Source organism: Streptomyces globosus (genome assembly GCF_003325375.1).
GTDB classification, from domain to species: Bacteria; Actinomycetota; Actinomycetes; order Streptomycetales; family Streptomycetaceae; genus Streptomyces; species Streptomyces globosus_A.
In genome coordinates this window covers 2,367,819-2,384,529 of record NZ_CP030862.1, presented here as the reverse complement: position 1 = coordinate 2,384,529, position 16,711 = coordinate 2,367,819, and the positions used below count along the sequence as shown (strand labels likewise).

Here is a 16,711-nt window from a genome sequence, read left to right as displayed (position 1 = left end):
GGGAACCGGGAGGAACACGGTGGCGGTTTCACTCACGGCGAGCGGTGCGGCTCCCCAACCCGATGACGCGGCAACCGAGTTGAGGGCACGGGTCGAGCGCTTCGTCCGCACCCGGGTGATTCCGCAGGAGTCCGTTCTCGACGCAGGCGGGCCGGCCGCCGGGGCGGCCCTGCGGGAACTACGGTCCCTCGCCCGCACGGAGGGGTTGTGGGCCCTGCCGCTTCCTGCCGAACTGGGCGGCGGCGGGCTGCCGTTCTCCGTATACGCGCAGCTCGCGGAGGCCGAGGGCGCCAGTGACCACGGCCCCGCCGCCCTGGGGTCCGCCACGCTGCTCGACGTCACCATGCTGGCGCGGCATGCCGGTACCCGGGTACGGGAGAGGTACCTGGAGCCGTTGGTCTCCGGTGAGATCCGCACCTGCTACGCGATGACCGAAGCCGACGTCCCCGGAACCGACCCCTTGCTCACCGGCACCCGGGGCGGGTACGCGGCGGACGGCGGCTGGCGGATCACCGGCCGCAAGTGGTTCACCTCCGGGGCCGGGGCCGCCGACCTGGTGACGGTGCTGGCCCGTACCAGCGGTGCGCCGGGCGACCGTGAGGGGCTCTCCCTGCTCCTCGTCCCCACGGACTCCCCCGGTTTCCGGATCGTCCGTGAACTTCCCGTCCTCGGGGCGGCGGGCCAGTACGAGATCGAGCTCGACGACGTCCGCGTACCCGGCGACCACCTGATCGGCGAAGCAGGCCGGGCGCTTGCCGTCGCCGGGGAGCGACTCGCCCTGGGCCGCACCCTGCGCTGCCTGCGCTGGCTCGGCCAGGCCCAGCGCGCCTTCGACCTCATGTGCGCACGGGCCGCCACGCGCAGCGGCTCACGAGGGGCGCTCGCCGACCACCAGCTCGTCCAGCAGCACGTGTTCGACGCCCTGCTCGCCCTGCGCACCACCCGCCCCCTGGTCCACGAGGCGGTGGCGCTCATCGCCGCCGGACAGGACGCCCGTACCGAGGTCGGGCTCGCCAAGGTGGCCGCCGCCCGGATGCTCCAGCAGGTCACCGACTCCGCCATCCAGGTCCACGGCGCCGCCGGGCTCGGCCCCGACACCCCGCTTCCCGCCCTGTTCCGCGGCGGACGCGCGGCCCGCATCCTCGACGGCCCGGACGAGCTCCACATCACGACCGTCGCCCGGCGGATCCTGCGCGACTACGGCCCGCAGGCGGTCACACCCGGCTGATGTCGACGAGCCCGTCCAGCGAGGCAAGGCCCAGGGCCAGGAAGAAGTCGCCCCAGACCAGCTCGTGGCGTACGGCGAGGCCCTTGCCCGCGTCGTAGCAGCCGTCCAGCAGCATGCCGGCCGGAAGCCCGTCGTCCGCACGGGAGAGATGGGCTTCCGCGAGCCGGCTCAGGATGGCGGCGCCCCGGTACGAGCACGCGTCCGTCCATGCGCCGGGGACCCTGGCGAGCTTCATGAGGGCGACCGCGGTGATCGCCGCGGCAGAGGTGTCCGCAGGGCCGTCCGGCTCGGCGCCCTCCGCCGGCGGGACCAGCCGCCCGGTCGCCACGTCGTCCTGGGCCAGGAGACGATCGGCCGCCTCCACGAGATGCACCGAGCAGCGTGCCGCCACGTCCGGCCGCAGCAGGGCGTCGGCGATCGCGAGGAGCAGCCACGCCCGGCCACGGCTCCATCCGGGCCTCGGGTCGTCGAGCGGACTCCACGTCCCCGCCCCGTTGTCGAACTGCCAGGCAGGCGGCCGCTGCTCCCCGCCGGAGCCGAGGCAGAGGCCGAGGTGCCGGTCCAGGTGCGCGGCCGCTGCGGCCGCTCCGTCCGGCCCGGTCTCGGCCAGGAGGGGCACCGTCCCCGGGACTCCGTCGACCCGTGCCACCAGGCGGGGGCCTCCGAAGGCGCTGCCCCAGGGGACGATCCCGGTCTCGGGGTGGAGGTCCCCGAGGCAGGCCCGCGCCGCCCGGTCCCGCAGTGAGGCCGCTGCTTCGTCGCCTTCGGCGAGAGCGGTCCCGTACCAGAGGATCAGGCCACGGGTCGCGGTGTCCGCGTCCGCCCAGCCTTCCAGCCGGGCCGTGCACTCAGCGGCGGCCCGGCGGTCGGCATCGTGCCCCGTGTGGCGTGCGCGCAGCCACAGGAGCCCGGCCCAGAACCCTCCGGCCCACGAACCACGCCCGGTGGTCGTCCACTTCCCGTCCCGGGGATCGGCGTACAGCGGGAAGCGGGCACCGACCTCTGCCTCCGTCACCGCCACCCGTCCCATCACGGCCGCCAGTGCCCGTTCCGCCCAGTCCGCGGAGCTCACGCGCCGCCCCTCTCCTGGCCCCGGCGGTCATGACGGGCCCAGAAGAACGCGACGGCTCCCGCCACGGCGAACTCCGCGGCGACCAGGAGCCAGCCCGCCCCGTACCGGCCGCGCTCCGCGAACAGGCCGAAGAGCAACGGACCGGTCGCGAACCCGGCGAAGAACCCCGCGGCCACCAGGGCCGAGTCCTGCCCGGCCCGCCCGGGCTTGGCACGCTGCATGACCAACACCATGGACACGGCGTTGCCGGAGACGGCGAAGACGCCCACCGCGACGGCACCGAGCCACACCAGCGGGCCCGCCAGCTGGGCCGCCGCCAGCAGGACGGCAGCTCCCAGCGCGCCCCATGCCAGCCGGCCCGGCAGCCGTTCCGCACGCCCGGGGACGGCTGCCTTCGACCATCCCACCCGGCCGGCGATCCCCGTCACGCCGAGGACCGCCACCAAGGCGCCGGCCGCGGTCGGGTCCATGCCCAGCCGCTGCACGCCGTAGAGCGACAGGTACGTGTTGACCGAGGCGATTCCGGCGCCGAGGAAGAACGAGAAGGCGGCCAGCCACGCCACCATGCCGCGGGGAAGCCACGATGCCGGGGCCGGGGACGCGGACGGCGGCGCATCGGCCGGCAGTGACCGCAGCGCCCACACGGCCGCCAGCAGCGCGGCGCCGGAGGCCGTCCAGACCGCAGTGCGCCAGCCCAGTCCGGCGGCGAGCGCCGCGAGCGGCAGGCCCGCCACGAACGCCCCCAGCTGCACACCCGACTGCTTCAGACCCGTCACGGCGCCCCGCCGGGCGGGCGGAACGGCAGCCAGGACAGCCTTGTTGGTGGCGGGGTTGGCCAACGCCTGCGGTATTCCGCCGAGCGCCACCGCGCCCAGGAGGACGGCAAGATCCCGGGCGGCTCCGATCAGGGCCAGGGCGGCGGTCGCGACCAGCAGGAGGAGAACCAGTGAGCGCCTTGGGCCGATGCGGTCCACGATCCGGCCGCCCACCGGAGACAGCAGGGCAGCCGTTCCGAACCCGGTCGTCGTCGTCAGCCCGAGAACGGCGGGCGACACGCCCAGCTCCGCAACGAGACGCGGGCCCAGCGCCCCCATCAGGAACAGCTGCAGCATCGAGAACGCCATGACGCACGTAAGGAGAGCGGTCAGCCGCCGCCTCGCGCGCCCGTCCAACTCCGTTGGCGCTGAAGCCCCTTGTGCTGCCGCCACAGAAGTCTCCGTTCTCCGGATGTTGCATACGCGGGCCGTCTGGGAAGGTCGTCGGGTGGCACGGGGCTCCGGTTCCCGCTCCTCCCTGTGCTGTGCGCCACAACCGACCGAAGCCAGCAGCGCCGAGGGCGAGGACGAGGACTTGTCATGAAGTGCGCACCCACCTGTCCGGCCGGGAAGTCCGGTGCGACGATGAACGCGCCATGAAGCGAGGCCGCTGTTCCCGAGCCGCACGGGCTGCAATGTTCGCAGCCGTATGCGTGCTGCTCGCCGCCACCGGCCACGTCCTCACGTCGGGCATCGCCGTCCCCTGGTGGGCTGTGCTGCCCGCCTTCGTCGGCACGATCGCAGCGGCCTGGGCCCTGGCGGACCGCGAACGCGGACTGCTCGCCGTCACCGGCGCGACGGTGGCCGTCCAGGCGCTGCTCCATGCCGGGTTCTCCCTGGCCCAGTCGCTGATCCACCCGTCCCTGCCGGCCGGTGGCTCCTTCGCCCGGCAGTGGGCCGCGTACCTGATGTGCGGCGAGGGCACGGGACCAGACCCGTCGACCCGCGAAACCCTCGAGGTCGCCGACGCGGCGGGACTCAGCACGCTCGTGTCCCAGCCACCGCCCGGCACCGCGATGACGGATGTCCACGGCATGCACCACCTGCATCACGTGCATGACGTCGCGTCCACGGCGGCCGGCACGGGCATGCCCGCCACCGGCCACGACATGGCCGGCATGTCCCCGACGGGCATGCTCGCCGCGCACCTGCTCGCCGCCGTCCTGTGCGGCCTCTGGCTCGCCTACGCGGAACAGGCGGCGTTCGGCTTCGTCCGCACCCTCGCGGCACGGCTCTGGATCCCCCTGCGGATCCTCTTCCGCCTCCTCGCACCGACGACGCCGCACCTTCACCGCGTCCACGTCCGCCGGTCCCGCCACCGCCACGCCCTGCGGCGGCTCCTCCTCGTCCACGCCATCACCTCGCGGGGTCCGCCGACGGGAACCGCTGTCCTGTGACAGTCGGCCCCCCGGGCGAACACTGACGGCCGCGCGCCGTCGCGCCTCGGGCATCGGCCATGCCCTCCGGCAGGCCGTACCCCCCTTCACCGGCCCCGCCGCGCGCGGCGCCGGACTTCCTTCACCCATGAGGACCTTGTGGCGATGACTCCTGCCCTGCCCACCCATGCCCGTACAACAGTCCGGAAGGGCTCCGGGCCCACCACCGGCTCCGACGCGACGGTGACGCGGCTTGCCCTGGAGGCCCGAGACGGCGATCCCGTCAAGGTCGACCGCTTCGTGCGCGCGCTCCACCGCGATGTCTGGCGGTACGTGGCCTACCTCAGTGCCGACACCCAGGCCGCCGACGACCTCACCCAGGACGTGTTCCTTCGCGCGCTGGCCGCCCTCCCCCGCTTCGAAGGCCGCTCCTCGGCCCGCACGTGGCTGCTCTCCATCGCGCGCCGCACCGTCGTGGACAGCATCCGCCACGCCGCCGCCCGCCCCCGCCTGTCGGACCAGCAGGACTGGCAGACCGCCGCCGAGCAGGCCCAGCCCCGCGGCGTGCCCGGCTTCGAGGACGGGATCGCTCTCGCCGAGCTCATGGCCGCCATACCCGCCGAGCGCCGCGAGGCCTTCGTCCTCACCCAGCTCCTCGGCCTGGGCTACGCGGAGGCCGCCACCGCCGTCGGCTGCCCCGTCGGAACCGTCCGCTCCCGGGTGGCCCGGGCGCGGCTGAACCTCATCGCACTCCTGACGGACACAGACCGGACGACCGCCGCGCCGGAGTCCCCCCTCCCGGCACGGGCCGGATGGAGCCGCCGCGAAGCCCGCGATCGCATCCTCACGGCAGCACGGGCGTAGTCCTCGGGTCGAGGACGCAGATGCCGCGGCCGCTGCTGCGGCTCAGCGTCAGGGGGCCGGTCTGCGGCACGGACGGCCCGCTCGCGCTCCTCCGGTGCCGACGCGGAGCCGTAGGCGGGCAACCGCTTCCGGCTCCGCGTCCGGCGTCATCGCTCGCCGGCGAGGTCCAGGTCTCCGGCCCGGGCGTCACTCGAAGGAAGATCCACCGGCTTGGGGCGACGCCACGGGTGAGCGATCGGATGGGAGATCGGACGCCACCAGGGCTCCGCCGGCAGCCTGCCCGCGGGCTCGAAGGGCTCGCCCGGACGCGGGAGCGCGACCGGCTGGCCGGCATCCTCTGCAGCATCGACGGTCCACTCGGCCGGCTCGGCCCAGGCGTGGAGGGAGAGGTTGAAGGTGCCCCAGTGGATCGGGAGCATGACGCCGTGCGGGGTGGACCCCTGCAGGTCAAGGTGTGCTTGGACGCCCTGCTGGGGCGTCATGTGGATGTCCGGCCACGCACCGGGCAGCGGGGTGTGGTCCGTGTGGTTCTCGGGCCAGTGGTCGGAGTAGGCGCCGATCTGGATCATCGTGGCGTCGAAGGGGCCGTGGGCCGCGCCGATGGCGCGGAAGCCGTCGAAGTAGCCGGTGTCGCCGCTGTGGAAGATGCGGTGTTCGGTGCCGGCGACGACCCAGGACGCCCACAGGGTGTGCTGCTGGTTGCGCAGGCCGCGGCCGCAGAAGTGGCGGGCCGGGGTGGCCGTGAAGGAGAGGCCGGCGATCTCGGTGGTCTCGTTCCAGTCGAGTTCGCGTACGCGGTCGGCGGGGACGCCCCAGTGCTCCAGGTGGGCGCCGACGCCGAGCGGGACGGCGAAGACGGTGCCGGTTCCGGCGAGCTGCTTGACGGTGGGCAGGTCGAGGTGGTCGTAGTGGTCGTGGGAGATGACAACGGCGTCGACCGGGCCCAGTGCGGCCGGCGGCGCCGGTACGGGGTGCAGGCGGCGGGGGCCGGCGAAGGGGAAGGGGGAGCAGCGCTCGCCCCAGACCGGGTCGAAGAGGACGCGGCGTCCGTCGATCTCGGCGAGGACGCTGGAGTGGCCCATCCAGGTCAGGCGCAGCCCGCCGGCCGGCGGGCGGGCCAGGTCGGCGAGGGTCGTCGGGTGGACCGGGATGGGCGCGGCCGGGCTGCGCCGGACCCGCTCGTCCTTGCGGAAGTAGGCCTTGCCGAGTTCGAGCATGGAGCCGGAGGGCCGGGTGCGGGTGCCGACCGGGTTCCGGAAGGCGCCGTCCCGGAAGTTCGGCGAGTTCCGGATCCGCTGCATCCGTGCCCCGGAGGGGTCCGCACCGAAGGCCTCGGGGCGCAGGGTGCGCAGCTGCGCGAGCGGGGAGCGGGAGCCGGTCAAGGCGCCTCCTGGGGTGCGGCGGATGGGCGCGGGGCCGTGCCCGGCACGGCCCACACCCTGTCAACGCCCGACGGCCCCGGAGGATTCCGCCGGACGGGCGGGGGACGGCATCCGCTCTCCCCCGCTCCGCCGCCGCCCGGCGCCCGGCGTCCGGCGTCCGGCGCCCGGCGCCCGGCGCCCGGCGCCGGGTCCGCCCGTACTACAGCGGCAGCAGCTCCGGCCGCTTCGCCTCCACGTTGTCCCCCGAGGACTCGCCGCGCAGGCGGCGGCCGATCCAGGGGACGAGGTGCTCGCGGGCCCACTGGATGTTGTCGCGGGTGGCGTCGACGGAGCTGAGGGGCTGCTGCGGCGGCCACGGCTGGTCGGGGTCGGTCGGCACGTCGAGGCCGAGGACCTGGGCGGCGCGCAGGGCGACGCGGGTGTGGCCCTCGGGCGAGAGGTGCAGCCGGTCGAAGTCCCAGGCGCGGCGGTCCTGGACGGACTTCAGGGACCACAGGTCGAGGACGGGGCAGCCGTACTTGTCCGCGATGGCGCGCACGTGCGCGCTGTACGTGGCGACCTTGCCGCGCAGGTGCTTGAGGACGGGCACCCCGCGCGTGTCGAAGCCGGTGGTGATCATGACGAGGCCGACGGCGCCGGTGAGGTCGGCGACGGCCGCCTCGAAGCGCTCGGCGACGGCGTCGGGGTCGCTGCCGGGGCGGATGATGTCGTTCCCGCCGGCGCAGAAGCTGACCATGTCGGGGGCGAGTTCCTTGGCGCGCGGGACCTGTTCGGCCACGATCTGGTCGAGCAGGCGGCCCCGTACGGCCAGGTTCGCGTAGCGGAAGTCGCCTTCGGGCCGCTGGTCGGCCAGGAGGACGGCCAGGCGGTCCGCCCAGCCGAGGAACCTCCCGTCGGGCCCGGGGTCGCCGACCCCTTCGGTGAAGCTGTCCCCGATCGCCGTGTACGAGCCGATGGTCCTGCGTGCGGTCGCTGTCGTCTCTGTCATCGTCGTCACTGCCACAAGACCGTATTTTTCACCCCGCCACGTGACCTACGCCACCGTAGGAAGGGGTTGACGGTCCGTGATCTATACCACCCGGTCGGTTCGGAATAGAGGCGTGCGGGGCCGGGACCCCCCTCGGGCCCCGGCCCCGCACGGGTCCGGCCGCCGCCCCTGCCGGGGCGGGGTTCAGATGGTGACGCCCTTGGAGCGGAGGTAGGCGATCGGATCGATGTCGGAGCCGTAGGACTGGCCGGTGCGGATCTCGAAGTGGAGGTGCGGGCCGGTGGAGTTGCCGGTGGAGCCGGAGAGGCCGATGCCCTGGCCGGCGGTGACGCTCTGGCCGGCGGTCACGGACAGCTGGGAGAGGTGGGCGTACTGGGAGTACTTGCCGTCGGCGTGCCGGATGACGACCTCGTTGCCGTACGCGCCTCCCCAGCCGGCGGAGACGACGGTGCCGGCGCCGACGGCGCGCACCTGGGTGCCGGAGCTTGCGATGAAGTCGACGCCGGTGTGGTAGCCGCTGGACCACATGGCGCCGGACATCCTGTACGCGGTGGAGACGCCGCCGCCGACGGGGGCGACGAAGGCGCCGGCGGCGACGGGTGCGGCGGCCTTCGGGGCGGACGCCTTCGGGGCGGCGGCCTGCCGGTCGGCTGCGGCCTTGGCGGTGCGCTGGCCGGCGGCGGCTGCTGCCGCCGGGGCCGGGGCCTGCTTCTTCGGCGCGGCGGCGGGCTTGCCGGCGGGCTTTGCGGCCTGGGCCGGCGCCGCGGCGCCGGCGCCGCCCGGCGCGCCGAGGCTGAGCCGGAGGCCGGGGTGGATCAGCGACGGGTCGGCGCCGACGGCCTCCCGGTTGTCGGCGTACAGCTGCTGCCAGCCGCCCTCGACGCCCCGGTCCGCGGCGATGGTGGAGAGGCAGTCCCCCGGCACGACGGTGTACACGGCAGGGGCGGGGGCGGCGGCCGGTGCGGCGGCAATGGGCTGCGCCTGCACCGCCGAGGGGGCGTGCGGGGCGGCGGCGGGAGCCGCGTGGGCGCCGGCGGCGCCGACGAGCGGGAGCGCGAGCGCGGCGCCCCCGGTTCCGGCGGCGGCGAAGCCCCGGGCTATCGAGCGGGACTTCGGACGGCGGTGCTTGCCCTTGGCCGGCATGGCGGATTCCTCTCCGGCGCCTGCGAGGTGAGCTGTCGGGTTCGGACCGGGAGCTGTCCGGCCGGCACGGCCCCGCGAGCGGGACGTGCGCGGCTTCACCCCGAGCCGTTTCCGGAGGGGGAACTCCGGCGACGGCGGCCTACCTGGTTCCCCCGCTCCTGCCGGTCGCGTGAATGGTCGAGTGCGGTTTCCGGGCGGCGGCAGGATTAGGCGGTCCGTCCGGATCGGTCGCGAAGGTAATCCAGTCCGACGGGACGGAACAAGCCGCGAATTACCTGACGGATTCACAGGAACGCGTTTCCGGCGGAATTCCGGTCACCCTGTGTCCATTCGCTTGTGCCAACAGGCCTTCCGGCCGGGGCTTTCGCGTTTCCTTCTCGGGCACGCACGGTCACCGTATGATCTGGCTCACGGGGCTGCGCCCGATCTCCCCTCCGACAGCGGCACGTTGGCCCCAAGCAGCTCAATTCGGACATCCGGTGACGATGCGGAGGATCCACGTGACCCAGCAGATACCCGCGCCCCCTCCGGCCGGACCGGCGCCCGAGCCGCAACTGGCCGGCGTACGCAACTTCCGCGACGTGGGCGGCCTCCCGACCCTCGACGGACGCCGGGTCAGGTCGGGACGACTCTACCGAAGCGGACATCTGGCGCATGCCACCGAAACCGATACAGAGTTCCTCGAATCACTGGGCCTGCACACCGTCTTCGACTTCCGCAACGCCGTCGACCAGGCCCTGGAGGGGCCCGACATCCCGCTCGCCGGCGTGCGCAACCTGAACATTCCGCTCTCCGACCCGGCCGCCGGCGCGGACTTCTGGTCGATGGTGCGCGACGGCGACACCGAGCAGCTCCGCGGCATCCTCGGCGACGGCAGGGCCGCCGCGCGGATGACCGCCTCCTACCGCGCGATGGTCGTGGAGCGCACCGCCGAGCACGGCCGGGTACTGCACGCGCTGGCCGAGGACAGCGTCCCGGCGCTCATGCACTGCGCCGCAGGCAAGGACCGGGCCGGGGTGGCGGTCGCCGTCACGCTCCTCGCACTGGGGGTGGAGCGGGAGGCGATCCTGGCGGACTACCTGGAGTCGAACGCCCCGCACCGCCGCTACCGCGTGCGCCCCGGCAGCGGCATCCCCGAGGCCCGCTCCCCCGAGGCGACGGAACTGCTCGCGCCGCTCTTCGACGCCCGCGCCGCGTACCTGGCCGCGGCCTTCGACACCATCGACGCGCACTGGGGCGGCACCGACCGCTACCTGACCGAGGGCCTGCGCCTGGCCCCCGCCACCCTGGACCGCCTCCGCGACCGGCTGCTCGCCTGAGCTCCCGGGGCCTGAGGGCGCCGGCCGGCCGCCGGCGCCCCCGGACCGCTCAGCTCCCCCCGGCCGCCTGCCTGACGAGCGTCCGGCCGAACTCCCACATCAGCCCGCCCCCGTCGTGCGCCTCGTCCATGACCTCGCGGAAGGCCCCGACGAACCGGTCGACGTCCGCCTCGTCGATCACCAGCGGCGGAATCAGCTTGATGACCTCCAGGCGGTCCCCCGACACCTGGGTCAGGATCCGGTGCCTGCGCAGCAGCGGCACCACGACCATCTGGGCGAAGAGCCCCTTGCGGGCGGCCTGGAGCACCGTCCACCGGCTGCGCAGCCCCAGCGACGACGGCCGCCCGAACTCGATGCCGATCATCAGGCCCCGCCCCCGCACCTCGTGCAGCAGCTCGTAGTCGCCGACGAGCGCGGCGAGCCGCCCGCGCAGCAGCTCGCCCATCGCACGGGCGCGGGCCACCAGCTGCTCGTCCTCCATGACGGCGAGCACGGCGAGCCCGGCCGCCATCGCCTGCGCGTTGGAGCCGAAGCTGGCGGAGTGGACGAGCACCCGGTCCATGGAGGAGTACACCTTGCGGAAGATCCAGTCCCGGCCCAGGGTTGCGCCGACGGGGACGTACCCCCCGGACAGCGCCTTGGCGACGCACACCAGGTCCGGTTCGACACCCGGCTCGTGCTGGTACGCGTAGAAGTCGCCGGTACGTCCGATGCCGGTCTGCACCTCGTCGGCGATGAGCAGCGCCTTGTGCCGGTGCAGCAGCTCCTGGGCGGCGGCCAGGAAGCCCGGCGGGGCGGCGTGCACGCCCTTGCCCTGGACGGGCTCGACGACGAACGCGGCCACGTCCCCCCGGAGCAGCTCCCGCTCCAGGGCGGCCAGGTCGCCGAGCGGGATCCGGGTGTCGGGCAGCAGTGGCGCGAAGCCGTTGCGGAAGCCGCGCTCCCCGTTGACCGACAGCGCGCCGGCCGTCAGCCCGTGGAAGGCGTGGTCGCAGTAGAGGACCCTGGGCCGCCCGGTGGCGTACCGGGCGAACTTCAGGGCGGTCTCGACGGCCTCGGTGCCGCTGTTGCCGAAGAAGACGCGGTCCAGGTGGGGGCTGTACGAGAGCAGCCGCTCCGCGAGCAGGCCCGGCAGCGGCGGGCAGTCGAAGCGGGTCAGGTCGGCGAGTCCGGCGTCGAGGACGTCGTGCAGCGCCCGGCGCACCACCGGGTGGTGGCGGCCGAGCCCCATGACCCCGAACCCGGCCAGCATGTCCAGGTGGTCGTTGCCCTCGGCGTCCCAGAAATGGGCGCCCTCGGCCCGCTCGTAGACCCTGTCGAAGCCGATGGTGTGCAGCATCCGGGGCAGTTGCGGGTTGAGGTGGCGCGCGTGCAGCTCGTACCCCTCGGCGCCGCGCTCGGCCAGCAGGGCCCGCAGGTCGAAACCGGAGCCCGCTCCCCCGGTCACCGCCGGCCGGCCCGGCTGCCGCCGAGCGTCTCGCGGGCCGCGCGCAGCGACTCCTTCAGCGAGCCCATGGTGGCGAGGACGGCGGTCGGCTCGTAGCCGCAGTGCGCCATGCAGTTCGCGCACCGCGGGTCCTTGCCGCGGCCGTACCTGCTCCAGTCGGTCTCCTCGACCAGCTCCCGGTAGGTGGGCACGTACCCGTCGCTCATCAGGTAGCAGGGGCGCTGCCAGCCGAAGAGGGAGTAATTGGGAATGGCCCAGGCGGTGCAGGGGAAATCGGCCCGGCCCTCCAGGAAGTCCAGGAAGAGCGGCGAGTGGTTGAGGCGCCAGCGGCGGCGGTTTCCGCCTGCGAAGGCCTTCCTGAAGAGTTCTCTGGTCTGGTCGACGCCCAGGAAGTGCTCCTGGTCGGGTGCCTTTTCGTAGGCGTAGGCAGGTGAGATCATCATTTCGTCGACCTGGAGGTCGTCGTTGAGGTAGTTCAGCACCTCGATGACCGTCTGCGGGGTGTCGGTGTTGAAGAACGTGGAGTTCGTCGTCACCCGGAACCCGCGCCTCTTCGCCTCCCTGATGGCCTCGACGGCCTCGTCGAAGACGCCCTCCTTGGCCACGGACTCGTCGTGGCGCTCGCGCAGCCCGTCGATGTGCACGGCGAAGGCGAAGTAGGGGGACGGGGCGAACTTGGCGATCTTCTTGCGGAGCAGCAGCGCGTTCGTGCACAGGAAGACGTACTTGCGGCGGGCTGTCAACTGGCGGACGATCTCGTCGATCTGCGGGTGCATCAGCGGCTCCCCGCCCGCGATGGACACCATCGGCGCCCCGGACTCCAGGACGGCTCCGACCGCCTGGGCGACCGGCATGCGCTGTTTGAGCACCCCCGCCGGGTGCTGGATCTTCCCGCAGCCCTCACAGGCCAGGTTGCAGGCGTAGAGCGGCTCCAACTCGACGATCAGGGGGAACTTGTCGCGCTTGCGGAGCTTCTGTTCGAGCAGATAGGTCCCGACCCTGATGGACTGTCGCAGCGGCATGGCCATCTGGCTCACCTCCTGGGGAGCGGCGAAGAACGGTGCCAGTCGTGAAAAGCAGGCAGTAGGGCACGCAGTACACGGAAGGCCGATATTCCACCGCGGAGGGTGCCGATGCGGACGAGCTCGTGCTCCGGGGCGTCCACGACCACCCGGACGGCCGCAACGGGGCGGATCGCGCCGTCCGCGCCGGCGGCCCGGCTCGCGGCCCACAGGGTGGCCGCCGACTCCATGTCGACGCCGATGGCGCCCCCGGCGCGCAGCCGGGCCCGCTCCTGCCCGCGGACGACGTGGTCGGAGCCGGTCAGGACCCCGGTGTGCACGGTGCGGTCGGGTGCGGCGCGGGCCAGCGCCTCCGCGAGCCGGGAAACGCCGGTGCAGGCGACGGTTCCCCGGGGGTCGCGGGCCTCCTCGGCGACGACGAGGTCGCCGGGGTGCATGCCGGGGACGAGCCCGGCGCAGAAGCCGGTGGCGAGGACGGCCGCGCCGGCCAGCTCCGGCGCCGCCAGGGCCCGTACGACGGCCCGCTCGGCGGCCCGCGGCCCCATCCCGGTGCGCAGGACGGTGGTGCCGGGCGGTGCCCCCCGTCCGCCGCCGAGGGCGGCCCGCTCGATGCGCAGGGCGCAGGCGACGAGCAGCGGGGCGGCCGCGGGGGCGCCGGGCCGGGCGGCTGCGGGCATCAGTGCGTCCCGGGCGTGAAGGGGTCCCCGTACAGGTAGCGGCCGAGGGCGGTGAGCGGGAACACGTGCCGGTAGAGGTGGTAGTTGATGGAGAAGTCCCAGGGGAAGCCGGTGCCCGTGAAGTGCGGCTCGTCCCAGGTGCCGTCGGGGAGCTGGGTGCGCACGAGGTGGGCGATGCCGCGTTCGACGGCCTTGCTGCCGCGCTCCCCGGCGGCCAGGAGCGCCATCAGCGCCCAGGCGGTCTGCGAGGGGGTGGAGGCTCCGCGTCCGGCCCAGGTCCGGGGGTCCTGGTAGGAGCGCTGGTCCTCGCCCCAGCCGCCGTCGTCGTTCTGTACGGACTCCAGCCAGGCGACGGCGCGCCGGACGGCGGGGTGGGAGGCGGGGATTCCGGCGGCGGCGAGGGCCGGGAGGACGGAGCCGGTGCCGTAGACGTAGTTGGTGCCCCAGCGGCCGAACCAGCTCCCGTCGGGCTCCTGCCGGTCGAGGAGCCAGGTGATGCCGCGGCGGGTGCGCGGGTCGTGGGCGCGGCCCTCGGCGGCGAGCATCTCGACGACATGGGCGGTGACGTCGGCGGAGGGCGGGTCGACGACCTCCCCGAAGTCGCAGAAGGGCAGCCGGTTGGGCAGGGTGCTGGTGTTGTCGGCGTCGAAGGCGGCCCAGGCGCCGTCGCCGGACTGCATGCCGAGGGTCCAGGTGACGGCGCGGTCGACTGCGGCGTCCAGGCGGTCGGGGTCGGGGTGGGCGACGCGGCGCAGGGCCAGGACCACTTCGGCGGTGTCGTCGATGTCGGGGTAGTTGTCGTTGTGGAACTCGAACGCCCAGCCTCCGGGGGCGAGTCCGGGTCTGCGGACGGCCCAGTCGCCGGTGCGGGTGATCTCCTCGCCGAGCATCCAGTCGGCGGCCTTGACGAGGGCCGGGTGGTCGGGGGGCAGGCCTGCGTCCGCGAGGGCGATCGCGGCGAGGCAGGTGTCCCAGACCGGGGACTGGCAGGCCTCGACCATGCGGACGGGTGCGGGGCCGGCGGGGAGGCCGTCGGGTCCGGGGGCGGTGTCCTCGCGCCAGACGGCGAAGCGGTCCAGGGAGTCCAGGCCGGCCCGCATCACGGGGTGCCCGAGGTCGTAGCCGAGGAGGTGGAGGGCGATCAGGGAGTAGACGGCCGGGGGCTGGATGCCGCCCCAGCAGCCGTCGTTCTCCTGCCGTTCGATGATCCAGCGGGCGGCGGCGTCCATGGCCGCCTGGCGCAGCGGGCGCGGCGCGAACCGGCGGTAGAGGTGCAGGGCCCGGTCCATGCGCTGGAAGAGCCCGTCCCAGGTGGCGAGGGGGGCGTAGGTGCGGGGAGGGACGGGCCGGCGCGCGTCGGTGTGGAGCTCGTCCAGGGCGAAGGGCCCGGGGCGGACGGGGCGGAGCGCCGAGACGACCGTCAGCGGGACGATGGTCTGCCGGGCCCAGCAGCCGAAGTCGTAGATGTTCAGCGGCACCCAGGGCGGCAGGAAGACCAGTTCGGGCGGGAGTTCGGGCAGGTGGTCCCAGCTCCACCAGCCGAAGAGGGCGAGCCAGATCCGGGTGAAGACGCGGGCGGCGGCGATGCCGCCGTGGGCGCGGATCCAGGCGGAGGCGCGGGCCATGTGGGGGGCGTCGGGTGCGTCGCCGGCCAGGCGCAGGGCGACGTACGCCTCGACGGTGGCGGACAGGTCGGGGGGGCCGTCGTGGAAGGTGGCCCAGGTGCCGTCGGCGCGCTGGCCGCCGCGGATGTGGCGGGCGGCGGCCGCGGTGGTGGCCTCGTCGCGGATGCCGAGGAACTGGCGCAGCAGCAGGTCCTCGGCGTCCATGGTGACGTTGGTCTCCAGGTCGCCCTTCCACCAGCCGGCCGGGTCCTGCCGGTCGAGGAGGTGGCGCACGGCCCGCGCGGCGGCGTCGTGGACGCCGGGCGGCCCGGCGGGCTGCGGGAGGTCCGCTCCGGCGGGGCGGGCGGGGGCGGTGCGGCCGGCCCCGCCCCGGTTGCCCGTGCGGGAGCCGGCGCGCAGGCCGGTACGGGCCGTGCCGGCGGGCGGCGGGGCCGTGGTGGTGTCCTCCGGATCGGCGTCCCGGGAGCCGGTGCCGTCGGTCGTCGCTGTCATGGCTTCCCCTTAACGTGCAGTGGCTTCTGCTGTGCTGGGGTCTGCCGTCGGCCGGCGCCGCTCAGGTGGGGGCGCCGGCCGGCGACTCGCGCGTCATATCCGTACCCGGGTGACGAGGGTGGCGGTCACTTCTTGCGTACGACGACGAAGTCGGCGAGGGCGGTCAGCTGGTCGCGGACCCGCTGGGGCATGTCGACGCCGTCGAGGGCCCGGATGGCGACGGCGTGCTGGCGGCGCGCCTCCTCCGCGGTCCAGGCGCGGCCGCCGGCCGCTTCGATGAGGGCGGCGCGGGCGGCGAACTCCTCCTCGGAGAAGTTCTCGAAGTCGTTGCTCTTGGCGTCGGCGGCGAGGAGTTCGCCGAGTTCCTCGGCGGCGGGGCCGCCCGCGGCGAGGGCGGCGACGACCGGGAGGGACTTCTTGCGCTGCCGCAGGTCGCTCCAGGTCTGCTTGCCGGTGGACTCGGGGTCGCCCCAGATGCCGAGGAGGTCGTCGACGGCCTGGAAGGCGAGGCCGAGGTGGTAGCCGTACTCCTCCAGCTTGTCGGCGGTGCGGTCGTCGGCGCCGCCGAGGACGGCACCGATGGAGACGGCGCAGGCGAGGAGGGCGCCGGTCTTGTTGCCCTCCATCTCCAGGCACTCCTCGACGCTCACGCGCTCGCGGTGCTCGTAGGAGATGTCCTGCGCCTGCCCGTCGATGAGCTTGCGGGTGGCCGTCGTCAGGCGGCGGGTGGCGCGGCCGGCCTCGACGGTGCCGAGCTCCAGCAGGATCTCGTTGGCGAGGGCGAAGAGGGCGTCGCCGACGAGGATGGCCTGGGCGGGGCCGTGGACCTTCCAGACGGTGTCGCGGTGGCGGCGCTGCTCGTCGCCGTCCATCAGGTCGTCGTGCAGCAGCGAGAAGTTGTGGACGAGTTCGACGGCCACGGCGCCGGGGATGCCGACCTCGGCGGGGGCGCCGGCGGCCTCGGCGGACAGCAGGGCGAGGGCGGGGCGGACGGCCTTGCCGCCGTCGCCGTCCGCCGGGTTGCCGTGGGCGTCGATCCAGCCGAAGTGGTAGGCGGCGACGGTGTCCATGGGCGCGGCGAGCCGGTCGACCGCGGCGCGGAGCACGGGGGTGGACAGCGTGCGCCCGCGCTCCAGGAGGGCGAGCGTGTCCGCCGCGGCCGCCTGCGCGGCTCCCTTGCCGGCATCCGTGTTCTCGACAGCCGGGTTCCCCGGGTTCACTGGCTCTCCTCTGTTTCCTGTGCGTGCTGCGCTGCCGTTCG

Annotated in this window: 14 protein-coding genes and 1 riboswitch; of the genes, 4 read left to right on the top strand and 10 right to left on the bottom strand. The window is 74.2% G+C overall.

Going from position 1 to position 16,711, the window contains the following annotated elements:
• Positions 1-19 precede the first annotated feature (19 nt).
• Positions 20-1,228: an acyl-CoA dehydrogenase family protein gene (locus C0216_RS10815; protein ID WP_114055061.1), complete on the top strand. Its 1,209-nt coding sequence runs from the start codon at positions 20-22 to the stop codon at positions 1,226-1,228.
• Here C0216_RS10815 and C0216_RS10810 read toward each other — a convergent pair.
• Entirely contained in the window at positions 1,215-2,300 is a 1,086-nt protein-coding gene (locus C0216_RS10810) for a sugar ABC transporter permease (RefSeq protein WP_246042464.1), read from the bottom strand. The two genes, C0216_RS10815 and C0216_RS10810, sit on opposite strands and share 14 nt — an antisense overlap.
• A complete protein-coding gene (locus C0216_RS10805) occupies positions 2,297-3,424 on the bottom strand; it encodes an MFS transporter (protein WP_114055060.1) in 1,128 nt (375 codons plus the stop codon). Before C0216_RS10805 ends, C0216_RS10810 begins: the two co-directional genes overlap by 4 nt.
• Before the next feature lie 326 nt (positions 3,425-3,750).
• Here C0216_RS10805 and C0216_RS10800 point away from each other — a divergent pair, with 326 nt between their 5' ends.
• Together C0216_RS10800 and C0216_RS10795 are read left to right on the top strand one after the other, a co-directional pair.
• Positions 3,751-4,512: a hypothetical protein gene (locus C0216_RS10800; protein WP_246042462.1), complete on the top strand. Its 762-nt coding sequence runs from the start codon at positions 3,751-3,753 to the stop codon at positions 4,510-4,512.
• Positions 4,513-4,656: 144 nt separating this feature from the next.
• The gene (locus tag C0216_RS10795; RefSeq protein WP_114058590.1) at positions 4,657-5,355 is read left to right on the top strand and encodes a sigma-70 family RNA polymerase sigma factor; all 699 of its coding nucleotides are present in this window, start codon (positions 4,657-4,659) and stop codon (positions 5,353-5,355) included.
• A gap of 146 nt (positions 5,356-5,501) precedes the next feature.
• On the opposite strand, the gene C0216_RS10790 is transcribed toward C0216_RS10795, so the two are convergent.
• From C0216_RS10790 to C0216_RS10780, 3 genes are all read right to left on the bottom strand, one after another.
• Entirely contained in the window at positions 5,502-6,737 is a 1,236-nt protein-coding gene (locus C0216_RS10790) for an MBL fold metallo-hydrolase (protein WP_428985418.1), read from the bottom strand.
• Positions 6,738-6,936: 199 nt separating this feature from the next.
• The gene (locus tag C0216_RS10785) at positions 6,937-7,725 is read right to left on the bottom strand and encodes an SGNH/GDSL hydrolase family protein (protein ID WP_114055059.1); all 789 of its coding nucleotides are present in this window, start codon (positions 7,723-7,725) and stop codon (positions 6,937-6,939) included.
• Between the two features lie 183 nt (positions 7,726-7,908).
• Entirely contained in the window at positions 7,909-8,868 is a 960-nt protein-coding gene (locus C0216_RS10780; protein WP_114055058.1) for a M23 family metallopeptidase, read from the bottom strand.
• A gap of 4 nt (positions 8,869-8,872) precedes the next feature.
• Positions 8,873-9,058: riboswitch (cyclic di-AMP (ydaO/yuaA leader) on the bottom strand.
• Between the two features lie 310 nt (positions 9,059-9,368).
• On the opposite strand from C0216_RS10780, the gene C0216_RS10775 reads away from it, so the two are divergent.
• Complete coding sequence (locus C0216_RS10775; protein ID WP_114055057.1) at positions 9,369-10,187, top strand: tyrosine-protein phosphatase; 819 nt, start codon at positions 9,369-9,371, stop codon at positions 10,185-10,187.
• Between the two features lie 49 nt (positions 10,188-10,236).
• Here the strand turns inward: C0216_RS10775 and C0216_RS10770 are convergent, their stop codons facing one another.
• The 5 genes from C0216_RS10770 to C0216_RS10750 form a co-directional block, all read right to left on the bottom strand.
• Positions 10,237-11,634, bottom strand: coding sequence for an aspartate aminotransferase family protein (locus C0216_RS10770; RefSeq protein ID WP_114055056.1), 1,398 nt, complete (start codon positions 11,632-11,634; stop codon positions 10,237-10,239).
• Positions 11,631-12,662, bottom strand: coding sequence for an adenosyl-hopene transferase HpnH (gene hpnH / locus C0216_RS10765; RefSeq protein WP_114055055.1), 1,032 nt, complete (start codon positions 12,660-12,662; stop codon positions 11,631-11,633). The genes C0216_RS10770 and hpnH overlap by 4 nt, the downstream gene beginning before the upstream one ends.
• A gap of 5 nt (positions 12,663-12,667) precedes the next feature.
• Positions 12,668-13,333 (bottom strand): 1-hydroxy-2-methyl-2-butenyl 4-diphosphate reductase, encoded by a 666-nt coding sequence (locus C0216_RS10760; protein ID WP_114055054.1) that lies wholly within the window; start codon positions 13,331-13,333, stop codon positions 12,668-12,670.
• Positions 13,333-15,450 carry a squalene--hopene cyclase gene (gene shc / locus C0216_RS10755; protein ID WP_246042460.1) on the bottom strand — a complete coding sequence of 706 codons (2,118 nt, stop codon included), beginning with the start codon at positions 15,448-15,450 and terminating at the stop codon, positions 13,333-13,335. The genes C0216_RS10760 and shc overlap by 1 nt, the downstream gene beginning before the upstream one ends.
• Before the next feature lie 125 nt (positions 15,451-15,575).
• Entirely contained in the window at positions 15,576-16,670 is a 1,095-nt protein-coding gene (locus tag C0216_RS10750; protein WP_428985417.1) for a polyprenyl synthetase family protein, read from the bottom strand.
• Positions 16,671-16,711: the final 41 nt, after the last annotated feature.

Coding starts and splice junctions, on each gene's coding strand:
- C0216_RS10780 (WP_114055058.1), bottom strand. CDS start 8,868: ATGCCGGCCAAGGGCAAGCACCGCCGTCCGAAGTCCCGCTCGATAGCC.
- C0216_RS10760 (WP_114055054.1), bottom strand. CDS start 13,333: ATGCCCGCAGCCGCCCGGCCCGGCGCCCCCGCGGCCGCCCCGCTGCTC.
- C0216_RS10800 (WP_246042462.1), top strand. CDS start 3,751: ATGTTCGCAGCCGTATGCGTGCTGCTCGCCGCCACCGGCCACGTCCTC.
- C0216_RS10785 (WP_114055059.1), bottom strand. CDS start 7,725: ATGACAGAGACGACAGCGACCGCACGCAGGACCATCGGCTCGTACACG.
- C0216_RS10795 (WP_114058590.1), top strand. CDS start 4,657: ATGACTCCTGCCCTGCCCACCCATGCCCGTACAACAGTCCGGAAGGGC.
- hpnH (WP_114055055.1), bottom strand. CDS start 12,662: ATGGCCATGCCGCTGCGACAGTCCATCAGGGTCGGGACCTATCTGCTC.
- C0216_RS10805 (WP_114055060.1), bottom strand. CDS start 3,424: ATGGCGTTCTCGATGCTGCAGCTGTTCCTGATGGGGGCGCTGGGCCCG.
- shc (WP_246042460.1), bottom strand. CDS start 15,450: ATGACAGCGACGACCGACGGCACCGGCTCCCGGGACGCCGATCCGGAG.